10 protein-coding genes and 1 pseudogene are annotated in these 13,209 nt (G+C 59.6%); 5 read left to right on the top strand and 6 right to left on the bottom strand.

The genetic code is table 11. The features are described from left to right. The 3 genes from GIW04_RS19435 to GIW04_RS19445 all read left to right on the top strand — a co-directional run. A partial coding sequence (locus tag GIW04_RS19435; RefSeq protein ID WP_236410403.1) for a transposase domain-containing protein occupies positions 1-224 on the top strand: 224 nt, incomplete at its 5' end. Between the two features lie 32 nt (positions 225-256). Continuing rightward, a complete protein-coding gene (locus GIW04_RS19440) occupies positions 257-961 on the top strand; it encodes a hypothetical protein (RefSeq protein WP_236270198.1) in 705 nt (234 codons plus the stop codon). A 317-nt stretch (positions 962-1,278) separates the two neighbouring features. Next, positions 1,279-3,546, top strand: coding sequence for an autotransporter outer membrane beta-barrel domain-containing protein (locus tag GIW04_RS19445; RefSeq protein ID WP_034135483.1), 2,268 nt, complete (start codon positions 1,279-1,281; stop codon positions 3,544-3,546). 57 nt (positions 3,547-3,603) lie between these two features. Here GIW04_RS19445 and GIW04_RS19450 read toward each other — a convergent pair whose 3' ends face one another. From GIW04_RS19450 to GIW04_RS19475, 6 genes and pseudogenes are all read right to left on the bottom strand, one after another. Next, on the bottom strand, positions 3,604-4,077 hold the full coding sequence (locus GIW04_RS19450; RefSeq protein ID WP_034135484.1) for a hypothetical protein: 474 nt from the start codon (positions 4,075-4,077) through the stop codon (positions 3,604-3,606). Between the two features lie 281 nt (positions 4,078-4,358). Beyond that, positions 4,359-4,958, bottom strand: coding sequence for a LysE family translocator (locus GIW04_RS19455; RefSeq protein WP_034135485.1), 600 nt, complete (start codon positions 4,956-4,958; stop codon positions 4,359-4,361). A 54-nt stretch (positions 4,959-5,012) separates the two neighbouring features. After that, positions 5,013-5,852: an AraC family transcriptional regulator gene (locus GIW04_RS19460; protein WP_034135486.1), complete on the bottom strand. Its 840-nt coding sequence runs from the start codon at positions 5,850-5,852 to the stop codon at positions 5,013-5,015. Positions 5,853-5,924: 72 nt separating this feature from the next. After that, positions 5,925-6,566 (bottom strand): annotated as a pseudogene (locus tag GIW04_RS19465) (DUF1345 domain-containing protein). 183 nt (positions 6,567-6,749) lie between these two features. Beyond that, complete coding sequence (locus GIW04_RS19470) at positions 6,750-9,848, bottom strand: efflux RND transporter permease subunit (RefSeq protein WP_120248227.1); 3,099 nt, start codon at positions 9,846-9,848, stop codon at positions 6,750-6,752. Positions 9,849-9,854: 6 nt separating this feature from the next. After that, on the bottom strand, positions 9,855-10,997 hold the full coding sequence (locus GIW04_RS19475) for an efflux RND transporter periplasmic adaptor subunit (protein ID WP_003190931.1): 1,143 nt from the start codon (positions 10,995-10,997) through the stop codon (positions 9,855-9,857). Between the two features lie 171 nt (positions 10,998-11,168). On the opposite strand from GIW04_RS19475, the gene GIW04_RS19480 reads away from it, so the two are divergent. Together GIW04_RS19480 and GIW04_RS19485 are read left to right on the top strand one after the other, a co-directional pair. After that, complete coding sequence (locus GIW04_RS19480; RefSeq protein ID WP_003190934.1) at positions 11,169-11,870, top strand: response regulator transcription factor; 702 nt, start codon at positions 11,169-11,171, stop codon at positions 11,868-11,870. Between the two features lie 3 nt (positions 11,871-11,873). Further along, positions 11,874-13,175 (top strand): ATP-binding protein, encoded by a 1,302-nt coding sequence (locus tag GIW04_RS19485; RefSeq protein WP_003190936.1) that lies wholly within the window; start codon positions 11,874-11,876, stop codon positions 13,173-13,175. The last annotated feature ends 34 nt before the right edge of the window (positions 13,176-13,209 follow it).

Here is a 13,209-nt window from a genome sequence, read left to right on the forward strand (position 1 = left end):
TGGAGAACGTCATCCGGCCGATCGCGGTGGGCAAGAAGAATTGGCTGTTTACCGGTTCGGAGCGCGCCGGCCGTCGCGCCGCCGCCATCCAGAGCCTGCTGGCCACCGCCAAACTGAACGGCATCGACCCCGCCGCTTGGCTCAAGGATACGCTGGAAAAACTACCCAGCTGGCCCAACAGCCGGATCGATGAGCTATTACCCCTCGCGCCTCAACCTGAGTAAAGGTGGGGCGGCTGGACGCTTACGACCAATCCGTGCGCGTGGATATTGTGTTATGGACAGTCGCAGTGGCCCCTCATCCGGGGTTGTCGATCATCTTCCTGTGGGAGGAGGAGCGAGTTGGGCCATTCCCTATCACTACGGAGGGAGCTGGTGAAACTTTTTCTTTCGAGATCGACTGGGAGGTGGTTGCCCGTCATGGTAATGACCTCAAGACCATCAGATATTTGGTTATCGACCCGGACACCACCAACGAGAATCCTTCCCCGCCCACCGAGGTCGATGTACAGGATGCAGTGACGATAATGTTAGCGATGGCAGAGTATGTGGATCGCAACTCTGGGAATCGTTGGAACTGCGCCTCGCTGAAAACCCGATCGCCAGGGCCACCCCCCGTTCTGTATGGTGAAGTCTACGTCCCGGGAGATACCAGGATGGCGTTAGGTGTGCCGCTGACGTTGCAATTGAGCCTTACCAATACACTCGCAGGTCGGCCACCAGGACCGTTTCCATTAACGCTTGAACATCCGGTCATTACCCAGGCCGACAAAGACAACGGAATCACATTCGAAATCGACTACAAGGGCTATCTGGATCAGGCGCCAACGGGCAACTGCGTCGCGACTTACTTTACGGTTTTGAGTAATGGCGTAACCGGGCGTGGCATGCCGTCGGATACGCGCGTTGGCATGTCGAATGCCCACACCTACTGCGATGGCACGGTACCGCCAACCCCCTGACACTGAGCCGCAGTGGACGTGAAGTGACTCAATCAAACCGTTAGCCCTCGTGCTTGACCCTGGGCCGCAAGAATCAATCCGATGCCTGTATTGGCATCGGATTTTTTTTGCTATCCCGTAAGGAAAAACCAGCAGCGCTTAATTGCGCCTTTTAGTTTTCCTCGCCTCGGCGATCCCGATTCGGCTCGCTATATAAGATAAATCCTACAGTGTTTGGGGGGGTAGATCCTTACTCTTTGCGCCGTACAGGTAAGGCTCCATTCCGAGGGAACGAGCCAAGCCGTTTTCCAAGGCTCTACCCCAGAGAGTGATCAACCATGCACGTATTGCCCAACTTTGAGCTCAAGCCTTTGAGCGCGATGATGAAAGTTCCAACGATAACCTTGTTTATGTTGGTGGCTGTTTCAGGCACAGCTCAAGCTGGCCATTTAATCGGCGAAAGCAAGACAATTGATTCGAGTGAATCTGCCAATGATTGGCAGCTGGATTGGAAAGCCGAATTGACGCTTAACGGTGCCAGAGCGCAACGTATCATCGTCAATGATTCGGCTTTGATTATAAATCCAGGCAGCCGCGTAGATGATATTCGCGCTACCCAGGGTTCAACCGTCAGCCTCACTGGCGCCCATGTGGAATCCCGGAACCCAACGTGGGCAGCCCTGCGCCTGGATGACAGCACTGCGACGATTACCGACAGCACATTGATCAGTCATACCAACTTCGGATTGCAAGTATTTCAAAGTGTCGGCTCCCCTCAAGGAGGGATTGCCGAGGTATTCAATAGCAACATCGTCGGCGTTGTCGGGGGGGCCACGGCCCAAGGCAACAGCGAACTGCATTTCAAGCAAAACACCTGGGTGGAAGGTACCGGTGCAGACAGTTTTGGTGTTCGATTGGACAGTGGCGCATTAGTTACTGCGAGTCAAAGCACACTGATCGGTGGCAAGAATGGTGTCGTCGTGACCAGCCAGTTGAAAAACGCTGAGGTTGGCAAGCTGGTACTCGACAACTCACATGTAGAAGGCCGCACAGGCTCCGCTATTCTCGTCGAGGGGCGACCAGGCAGGGTTCCGACCGTTGAGATCGACGTGCGCAACGGCTCGACCCTGACAGGCGGTAACGGCACATTGCTGGAAGTGAACGGCGGTGCCATGGCATCTATGAATGTCGATAACAGCGATTTGCGTGGCGACGTTATTGTCGAGGACGGCAGCACCGCGCATCTAAGCTTGCAAAATCGTGCCGGGCTGACGGGTCAGATGCAGAATGTCACAAGCCTTGCCATAGGCGATCAGTCTTATTGGGAGTTGACCGGCGACAGCCAGGTCGGCGCCCTGAGCCTGGCCGGCGGCACGGTGAAATTCGGTGAGACTGATGCGTTCTACCAGTTGGACGTTGACAGCCTTGACGGCAACGGCACTTTCGTCATGGGCACCGATTTCGCTCGTGGCGTTACGGACTTCTTGAACGTCGAGGGCGAGGCCAAAGGCGATCACAAGCTGTTGCTCGCGGCCAGTGGTGCGGAGCCGACCAAGCCGGAAGATATCCGCGTCGTACACACTGGCGGCGGTGACGCACACTTCTCCCTGGTGGGTGATGTAGTTGATGTCGGCGCTTATTCCTATGGCCTGAAAAAGGAAGGCACCGACTGGTTCCTCGACCCGAACAACCGTGTGATCAGCCCAGGTACCCGCTCGGTATTGGCGCTGTTCAACACCGCACCGACCGTGTGGTACGGCGAGGCGACATCCCTGCGTTCGCGTATGGGCGAGCTGCGTTTCGAGCCTGGACAGGCTGGCGTGTGGATACGCGGTTATGGCAACAAGTACGAAGTGTCCGACAGCACCGGGATTGGCTACAGCCAGAACCAGCGGGGCTTTACGCTCGGTGCAGACACACCCTTGGCCGACAGCCAGTGGCTGGTGGGTGTAATGGCCGGCCATAGCACCTCTGACCTGAACCTCAAGCGCGGCACCTCCGGTAACGTGAAAAGTTACTATCTGGGTGCTTACGCGACTTGGCTGGACGAGGAAAGTGGCCTTTATTTCGATGCGGTGGCCAAGGTCAACCGGTTCCAGAATGAGTCCAAGGTCGGCCTGAGTGACGGTACCTCCTCCAAGGGCAAGTACAACAACACCGGTGGCGGTTTATCTGCTGAGTTCGGCCGTAACATCAAGTTGGATGACGGGTTCTTTATCGAGCCTTACGCGCAAATGTCCACCGTGGTGATCCAGGGCGCCAATTACAACCTGGATAACGGTCTGGAAGCCAAGGGCGAACGTACACGCTCAATCATGGCCAAGGCTGGCGCAACCGTTGGGCGTGACATCCAGCTCGATACAGGGAGTGTTGTACAGCCTTATCTGCGAGCGGCGATGGTGCATGAGTTTGCCAATAACAATAAAGTCACGGTGAATAACAATGTATTCAACAACGACTTGTCCGGCTCTCGCGCTGAGTTTGGGGCCGGTATGGCGGTAAAACTCTCGCAGAACCTGCAACTGCATGCCGACCTCGAGCACAGCAGTGGTGGTCGAGTTGAGCAACCTTGGGGGGCGAATGTGGGGGTTCGCTACACTTGGTAACTTACGTATTGTCAAAAGCCCGTATCGCAGGGTACGGGCTTTTTTTTGACGTTTTGTTCACCATGTTCCGGTGTGAAGATCCGCATTGATGACCATAGCGTGTGATTTTCCCGAAGGGGTTCTTTCGGTGCTGCCAGTGCAAGCAAGTGAAATATGAATTCCTTGAGATGAAAGCTCTTGAATGACGAGGGTGCCTGTAATGACGCGCACGGCGTATTTGTTGAGGCCTGTATCGACGCTGAACCACACTCTGGTGTTAGTGAACTCACTGTCCTCCAGATGAAAAACCGTCCCGGCCGCAGTAGTGTCCGCGAACTGTATATAAATTTCTCTCACGGTATCGTTAACGGCTTCGGCGTTCCGGCCAGTAATGCCGTAAATATGCTTTGTGGTGTCGTGCACGATATCCTTCGTCTGGACGTTGATGGCGTTCGAGTCTACGGAAACTGTAAAACTTCCTTCAGCGCTGTTTGATTTTGGAAACAAGGCCCGTTGTTGGTGGGGTGTTAACGTTGCACTGTGTGCTGACATGATTGTGTCTCCATGCGTGATCAGTTAGGCGAAAGCACTAGGTGCTCCGCAAGCGGTGGCTTAGTTATGAGATCGCAGAAGACTCGCGCTGTAAACTGTCATAACTGACAGTATACGAAGCGCGCAATTCATGAATGAGCACCGTTTGTTTCGCGCTCTAGTAGGTGCGCCAACGTGGCGCGAATCAATGGGGCTGACTGTCATGCAATTGATTTTTAGGTTGTATAAAATACTATTTTTAGTTCTTTTTTTACTAAGTGTTCTCGGAGAAAAGAACGGGTTCAGGTGAGGGCGCCAAGCCAGGTCGATCCCAGCAGCACTATTCCCATACATCTATTGAAACCTACTATCACTCGGGCAGAAGCCAGCGCCCGGCCTGATGCCACACCCAACAATGCCCAAGTACTCAAACACGGCAGTGAAATCAGGAAAAATATCAGAGACAAGTACAGCACTTTTTTTTGTTGCTCCGTACCGTCGGCGACAAACACGCTAACTACTGCAAGTGCCATCATCCAGGACTTGGGATTGATCAGTTGCAAGCTCGCGGCTCCAAGCAGGCCAAGTCGCTTATGGGTTGTTTGCTCCTCCATGACATGCGGCGGTGCGCTGAAAATCCGCCACGCCAGGTAACTCAGCCAAGCCACGCCGACCCACTGCATCACGGTTTGCACCCTGGGCAGTTGCACCAGAGACTGGCCCACCCCGCAGCCCACCAGCAGCACAATCCCCGCCGCTCCCGCGCAGGCACCCAGAATAATTGGCAGTGTGGCCTTGAAACCGTAACGGGCACTGTTGCTCAGCACCAGGATATTGGTCGGGCCAGGGGTAATGCAGGCGACGAAGGCGAACAGCATGAACGGCACGAACGTGGACAGCATGGTGGGTGACTCCGATGGACCAATCGATGGAGTCGATCTTCACAAGCCTGGCGGTTAACTGTCTGGAAGATTTGAGCAGCGCTTTCGGTAGGCGGCGGGTGTCAGGCCGTAGGCGCGCACAAACCAGCGGCCCAGATGGCTTTGATCGGCGAAGCCCAGGGCCATCGCCACCGCTGCCGGCTGCTCGCCCTTGGCCAATAAACGCCGGGCACGTGTGAGCCGAAGTTGCACCAGGTAAGCGTGGGGCGCCAGGCCGAAGGCGCTCTTGAAGGCGCGGCTGAGGCGAAAGCGATCGACACCGCACGCCAGGGCCAACTCGTTCATGCCTATATCCTGATGCAGGTGGGCGTGCAGGTAGTCCCGTGCCTTGTGGGCCACCCGCGGTAAACGGGGATCGTCGCGGTAGCGCATGCGCCAGTAGAGCTGGCCGGTCAGGCGTTCCAGCAATTGGTCCAGAGCACTTTGCCGTACGATCCGCAGTTCGCTGTGGTGCAAGCTGTGAAATGCCTGGCTGGTGGCCAGGGCCAGGCGTGGGTCGTTGGCCAGAGTGCGGGCGAAGCTCAACTGATGGTGAGCGGGCGCTTCCTCGAATACGCTGCAGATTTCCCGTTCCAGCCAATGTGGGTCGAGGTAGAGCATGCGGTAAGTGAAGCCATCGACGGTAGGCGCATGGCCATCGTGGATCTCACCAGGCTCCAGCAGAAACACCTGGCCCGGCACGCTGTCATGCCGCGTGCGCCGGCAGTTGAATTGCTGTACGCCTTGTTCGGTGACGCCCACCAGATAGCTGTCATGCCAATGGGGGTCGTAGGCATGGCCCTCGAAATGCGCGCGCAGGGTCTCGATGCCGGTGTCGGCGTCCTGGTTCAGGTCGATCCAATTGTGCGCGCGCATACAACACCGAGGCTGAATGTAATGTGCAATTGGCGCCGACAACGGGGAGGGCGTCTAGAAGATTTGTGCAGTCTAGCCAAACAAGCCGGCGGCGATGTTGATCGAGAAACCTAGGATCGCCGTATTGAACAGAAAACCGATCAACGACTGCCCCAGCACCACCTTGCGCAGGCCACGGGTGGCGACCCCCACATCCGAGGTTTGTACGGCCACGCCGATAGTGAAGGAAAAATACAGGAAGTCCCAGTAGTTGGGTGTGAGCTAGCCTTCGGCGAAGCGCAGCGCCGGCTCCTTGCCTTGCCAGGTGTAATAGAGCCTGGCGTAGTGCACGCTGAAAATCACCCCGATCAGCAGCCATGAACCGATCACCGTCAGCCCGGTGAAACCGTAGTGCAGCAGGCGCTCCGAGGTGGCCAGGTCCTTGCTGCCGACCAGTTCGAAGCTGATGGTCGCCAGGCTGGCAATGGCGGCGATGCACACCATGAACAGCACCAGGCCGGCGTTTTCATCTTCGACTTCGGCGATGCGCTTGACGTCCTCGGCCTTGGCGCGAATGGTCAGCCACAGCATCAAAACAAGGTAGGTCCAGACCCCGGCGTTCCAGCCGATGAGGATTTTGCTGGCCAGGGTGTCGGCCGGCACCAGGAGGCCAGCGGCCAGGCCCAATACGGCGGCGGATGAGAGGCGAGGGTGGGTGCGGGCGAGGAAGGGCATGGCGGCTCACAGATAACTATGTGTGAGCACCATAGCTTATTCGGGTGTACCTGATCATGAATGCAATCAATAACCCTGTGGGAGCTGGCTTGCCTGCGATAGCGTTGGTTCAGGCAACACTTATGTCGCCTGTGCCGCCATCATCGCAGGCAAGCCAGCTCCCACATTTGGCTGCGGCGTTGATCAGTTTGGTTTATGGCGCTTGCGCACCAGCTTCATCACCACCACAAAAAACACTGGCACAAACACTACCGCCAATGTCGCCGTGATCATCCCGCCAATCACACCGGTGCCAATCGCCTGTTGGCTGGCCGAGCTGGCCCCGGTGGCAATCGCCAGTGGCACCACGCCGAGGATAAACGCCAGGGACGTCATGATGATCGGCCGCAACCGCAACCGTGCCGCTTTCAAGGTGGCGTCGATCAAGTCCTCGCCCTGGTCATACAGGTCCTTGGCGAACTCGATGATCAGGATCGCGTTCTTCGCCGACAGGCCGATGATGGTGATCAAGCCGACCTTGAAGAACACGTCGTTGGGCATTCCGCGCAAGCTCACGGCCAACACCGCGCCCAGCACCCCAAGCGGCACCACCAGCAACACCGAGGTGGGGATCGACCAGCTTTCATACAGCGCGGCCAGGCACAGGAACACGATCAGCAACGACAGGCCCAACAGTAGCGGTGCCTGGGAGCCGGACAAGCGCTCCTGCAACGACAAGCCCGTCCATTCCTGGCCCAGCCCGGCAGGCAATTGGCTGACCAGGCGCTGGATCTCGTTCATGGCCTCGCCGGTGCTGTGCCCCGGCGCCGCTTCACCGCTGATGGCGATGGCCGGGTAGCCGTTGTAACGGGTCAACTGCGTCGGGCCCTGGGTCCACTTGGCTTCGACAAACGCCGACAGCGGCACCATCTTCCCCGCGTTGTTGCGCACGTGGATCTTCATCAGGTCGGCCACCTGGCTGCGCTGGTCGCCTTCGGCCTGCACCACCACGCGCTGCATGCGGCCCTGGTTGGGGAAGTCGTTGATATATGCCGAACCGATAGCGGAGGACAGCACGTTGCCCACGTCGGCAAACGAAACGCCCAGGGCGTTAGCTTGCTTGCGGTCGACTTCCAGCTGCACTTGCGGTGCTTCGGCCAGGGCGCTTTCGCGCACGTTGGCCAGGATCGGGCTTTTCGCTGCAGCGTCCAGCAATTCGGTACGGGCGGCCATCAACCCGGCGTGGCCGACGCCACCGCGGTCTTGCAGGCGGAACTCAAAACCACTGGATGTGCCCAGTCCGTCGACCGGTGGCGGCAGGACTGCGTAGGCAATCGCGTCCTTGAGTTCGCTGAAGGCCATGTTGGCGCGATCGGCAATCGAGGCAGCCGAGTCATCACTGCCACGTTCCGACCAATCCTTGAGCGTGGTAAACGCCAGCGCCGCGTTCTGCCCGGAACCGGAAAAACTGAAGCCCATGATCATGGTGGTATCACCCACCCCTGGCTCGCCTGCGTTGTGTGCCTCGATCTGCTCGGCCACCTGCACCGTACGATTCTTGCTGGCCCCCGGCGGCAACTGGATATCCGTGATGGTGTAGCCCTGGTCTTCCACCGGCAGGAACGAGGAGGGCAGGCGGCTGAACAACAGGCCCATGCCAACCAGCAATACCAGGTAGATCAGCAAGTAGCGGCCGCTGCGCTTGAGGGCATAGGCCACCCACCCTTCGTAGCGGTTGGTGAGTTGGTCAAAGCGCTGGTTGAACCAGCCGAAGAAACCACCTTTGGCATGGTGCTCGCCCTTGGCAATCGGCTTGAGCAAGGTGGCGCACAGGGCCGGGGTCAAGGTCAGGGCCAGGAACGCCGAGAACAGGATCGAGGTGGCCATCGACAGCGAGAATTGTTGGTAGATCACCCCTACAGAACCTGGCATGAACGCCATCGGCAGGAACACCGCCACCAGCACCAGGGTGATACCGATGATGGCCCCGGTGATCTGGCCCATGGCTTTCTTCGTCGCGTCCTTGGGCGACAGGCCCTCGGTGGCCATGATCCGCTCGACGTTTTCCACCACCACGATCGCATCGTCCACCAGGATACCGATGGCCAGCACCATGCCGAACATGGTCAGCACGTTGATCGAGAAACCCAGCAGCAACATGGTGGCGAAGGTGCCCATCAGCGCGATCGGCACCACCAGCGTAGGAATCAAGGTGTAGCGCACGTTCTGCAGGAACAGGAACATCACCGCAAACACCAGCGCCATGGCCTCCAGCAGGGTGTAGACCACCTTGGTGATCGAGACCTTCACGAAGGGCGAGGTGTCGTAGGGGATCTTGTATTCCACATTGGCTGGGAAGTAGCGCGACAACTCGTCCATCTTCGCCCGCACCAGCGTTGCGGTGCTCAATGCATTAGCGCCGGGCGACAGTTGCACGCTGACGGCGGTAGACGGCTTGCCGTTCAGGCGGGTGGAGAACTGGTACTCCTGGCTGCCGACTTCCACCCGCGCCACATCGCCGATGCGCACGGTAGAACCGTCGGGGTTGGCCTTGAGCACGATGTCGGCGAACTCCGCCGGGGTCGAAAGTTGTCCCTTGACCAGCACCGCCGCGGTGATCTCCTGGTTGGGGGTACCTGGCAGATCACCAATGCTGCCCGCTGAGACCTGGGCGTTCTGGGCACTGATCGCGGCGTTGACGTCGGCCGGCGTGAGGTTGAAACCGATCAGCTTCTGCGGGTCAATCCAGATACGCATGGCGCGTTCGGCCCCGTACAACTGGGCCTTGCCGACGCCGTCCAGGCGCTTGAGCTCGTTCATTACGTTGCGCGCCAGGTAATCGCTGAGCGCGACGTCATCGAGCTTGCCGTCGTTGGAGGTCAAGGTCACCAGCAGCAGGAAACCGGCGGAGACTTTTTCCACCTGCAAGCCTTGCTGGGTCACGGCCTGGGGCAGGCGCGGCTCGACGACCTTGAGGCGGTTCTGCACATCCACCTGGGCCATTTCCGGGTCGGTGCCCGGCTGAAAGGTCGCGGTGATCGTCGCCGAACCCAGGCTGCTCTGGGATTCGAAATACAGCAGGTGATCGGCGCCGTTGAGCTCTTGCTCGATCAGGCTGACCACGCTCTCATCCAGGGTCTGGGCCGAGGCACCGGGGTACACCGCGTAGATTTCCACCTTGGGTGGCGCGACGTTGGGGTATTGCGCCACCGGCAATTGCGGGATCGCCAGGAAGCCCGCCAGCAGGATAAACAGGGCCACCACCCAGGCGAAGATCGGGCGGTCAATAAAGAACTGCGGCATGACGGGTTATTCCTTTACGAGCGGGCTGTCGTCCACTTCAACTTTTTCACCGGGGCGTGCGTGTTGCAGGCCCTCGACGATGATGCGGTCGCCGGGCTTGAGGCCACTGGTGACGATCCAGCGGTTGTCGATCACCGCACCCAACTCCACCGGTTGCTGGCTGACGGTCTGCTCGGCATCCAGCAACAACACCATCGGGATACCGGCGCTGTCACGGGTAATGGCGCGTTGCGGCACGCTGAGGCCTTGCTTGTCGACGGCCTGTTCCACGCGAACCCGCACAAAGCTGCCCGGCAGCAGGTCGAGGTCCGGGTTGGGGAACTCGCTGCGCAGGATGATCTGCCCGGTGCCGGGGTCGACGCTGATGTCAGCGAAGAGCAATTTACCCGGCAACGGGTACTGGCTGCCGTCGTCCTGGATCAAGGTGGCCTTGGCCTGGTCCTGGCCGACCTGCTTCAGGCTGCCGGCACGAAACGCACGACGCAGGTCGTTCAGCTCACGAGTGGACTGGGTGAGGTCGGCGTGGATCGGGTCCAGTTGCTGGATAATCGCCAGCGGCGTCGCCTCGTTCTGGCCCACCAGTGCGCCTTCGGTCACCAGGGCGCGGCCAATGCGTCCGGAAATCGGTGCGGTCACGGTGGCATAGCCCAAATTCAGCTTGGCTCGCTCGACGGCGGCTTTGTTAGCGGCGACTTCGGCGTTGCTCTGGCGCAAGGTGGCGCGGGCATTGTCGTATTCCTGGCCGCTGATGGCATTGCCTTCAACCAGTTGGCTGTAGCGCTGCTCTTGCAGGCGCGCCTGGAATGCATTGGCCTGGGCCTTGCTCAGGTTGGCCTGGGCACTGTCCAGGTCGGCCTTGAACGGCGCCGGGTCAATACGGAACAACACGTCGCCTTGTTTTACATCGTGGCCTTCGTTGAACACCCGCTGCATGACCACCCCGGCGACCCGTGCGCGTACTTCGGCGATACGCGGTGCGGCGATGCGCCCGCTCAGTTCGCTGGTAATCGAGAGGGGCTTGGCCTGCAGGGTTTCGATCCGCACTTTGGCCAGGGGCATTTGTGGCGCCTCGTCTGCCGACTGACCACACGCGCTCAGCGCCAGTGTGAGGGCCAACAGGCAAAACGGCGCAAATAGATTCTTCGACATGCTCTTATCCCAATATTGACTGGCGCATCCTAGGGGCACCTGCGCCGTGGTGCTGTGAAGCTGTGTAGCGGGTCTGTGAAGAAGTGTAAGGTACGGCGCACGTGGCGTCGGGGGCGTATATCCTTGCACAATCCTGCAACACACCAACAAACCGCATTATTTGGAAACACCATGCCCAACATCCTCCTGGTGGAAGACGACGCCGCACTCTCCGAGCTGATTGCCAGCTACCTGGAACGCAATGGCTACCACGTCAGCGTGCTCAGCCGTGGCGACCATGTCCGTGAACGCGCCCGCCTGAACCCACCGGACCTGGTGATCCTCGACCTGATGCTACCGGGCCTCGACGGCCTGCAGGTGTGCCGCTTGCTGCGCGCCGATTCGGCGGGCCTGCCGATCCTGATGCTGACCGCCCGCGATGACAGCCACGACCAGGTACTGGGCTTGGAAATGGGCGCCGACGATTATGTGACCAAACCCTGCGAGCCGCGTGTATTGCTGGCCCGGGTGCGCACATTGCTGCGGCGCAGCAGCCTGTCCGAACCCCAGGTGGCCAGCGACCAGATCGTCATGGGCAACCTGTGCATTGATTTGTCCGAGCGCACCGTGACCTGGCGCGAGCAGGCGGTGGAGCTGTCCAGCGGTGAATACAACCTGCTGGTGGTGCTGGCCCGGCATGCTGGCGAAGTGCTCAGCCGCGATCAGATCCTGCAACGCCTGCGCGGTATCGAGTTCAACGGCACCGACCGTTCGGTGGACGTGGCCATCTCCAAGCTACGGCGCAAGTTCGACGACCATGCGGGCGAGGCGCGCAAGATCAAGACGGTGTGGGGCAAGGGGTACCTGTTCAGCCGTTCCGAGTGGGAATGCTGAAGCATGTTTCGCGTACTGCTGCGCCTCTACCTGATCACCATCGTCACTTACAGTGCGGCGATTTACCTGATTCCCAAGCTGGTGATCCAGCTGTTCGAACACCGTTACATGGACTACAACATCGAACAGTCCCGTGGCCTGCAAAAGCTCATGGTCAAGCAGTACCAGCGGGCGCCGGTGGAGCGCTGGTCCCAGGTGACCGACCAATTGAGCCACGATTTTGCACCGCTGAAGGTGCAACTGTTGCTGCGCCAGGATGCCCGCTATACCCCTGAGGAAGAACAGCTACTGGAGCAAGGCAAGCCGGTGATCCGCCTGGGCGAATGGGGCTGGATGGAAGAAATCAGTTCGCCGATCAACCAGCAGTTCGCAGTCAAGTTGACTGTGCCGCCAGACCCGCTGGACATGAACCTGTTGTACTGGTCGATGAACGTGCTGGTCGGCGCCGCCTTGCTGGCGTGCCTGCTGGTGTGGCTGCGTCCGCACTGGCGTGACCTGGAGCGTTTGAAGGGTACCGCCGCGTTATTGGGCAAGGGCCATCTGGAGGCGCGTACGGGGCTCGCACCCAGCTCCAGCATCGGCGGCCTGGCGGCGGTGTTCGACACGATGGCCGACGACATCGAGCGTCTTTTGAACCAGCAGCGCGACTTGCTCAATGCGGTCTCCCATGAACTGCGCACGCCGCTCACCCGCCTGGATTTCGGCCTGGCCCTGGCGCTTTCCGAAGACATGCCCCCGGCCAGCCGGGAGCGCTTGCAAAGCCTGGTGGCGCATATTCGGGAGCTGGATGAGCTGGTGCTGGAATTGCTGTCTTACAGCCGCCTGCAAAACCCGGCGCAGTTGCCCGAGCGGGTAGAGGTGGCGCTCGATGAGTTTATCGACAGCGTGTTGGGCAGCGTCGACGATGAGCTGGAAAACCCCGATATCGTCATCGATGTGGTGCTCGATTGCGCTGTGGAGCGCTTCAGCCTCGACCCGCGCCTTACCGCCCGAGCCTTGCAGAACCTGCTGCGCAACGCGACGCGCTACTGCGACAAGCGCATCCAGGTGGGCGTGCGCGTCTGCCCTAAAGGCTGTGAAATCTGGGTGGACGACGATGGCATCGGTATACCAGCGGACCAGCGCGAGCGCATCTTCGAGCCGTTCTATCGCCTGGACCGTAGCCGCGACCGCGCCACCGGCGGCTTTGGCCTGGGCCTGGCGATCAGCCGGCGCGCCCTGGAGGCTCAGGGCGGCACCTTGACGGCTCTGGCGTCGCCCCTGGGCGGGGCGCGGTTTCGTGTGTGGCTGCCTAACCTTTCGTGATCAAAGCACTTTGACTGCACGGCCAATCCCGTGA

Source organism: Pseudomonas sp. PA-4-8C (genome assembly GCF_021606625.1).
Taxonomy (GTDB): Bacteria; Pseudomonadota; Gammaproteobacteria; order Pseudomonadales; family Pseudomonadaceae; genus Aquipseudomonas; species Aquipseudomonas lactis.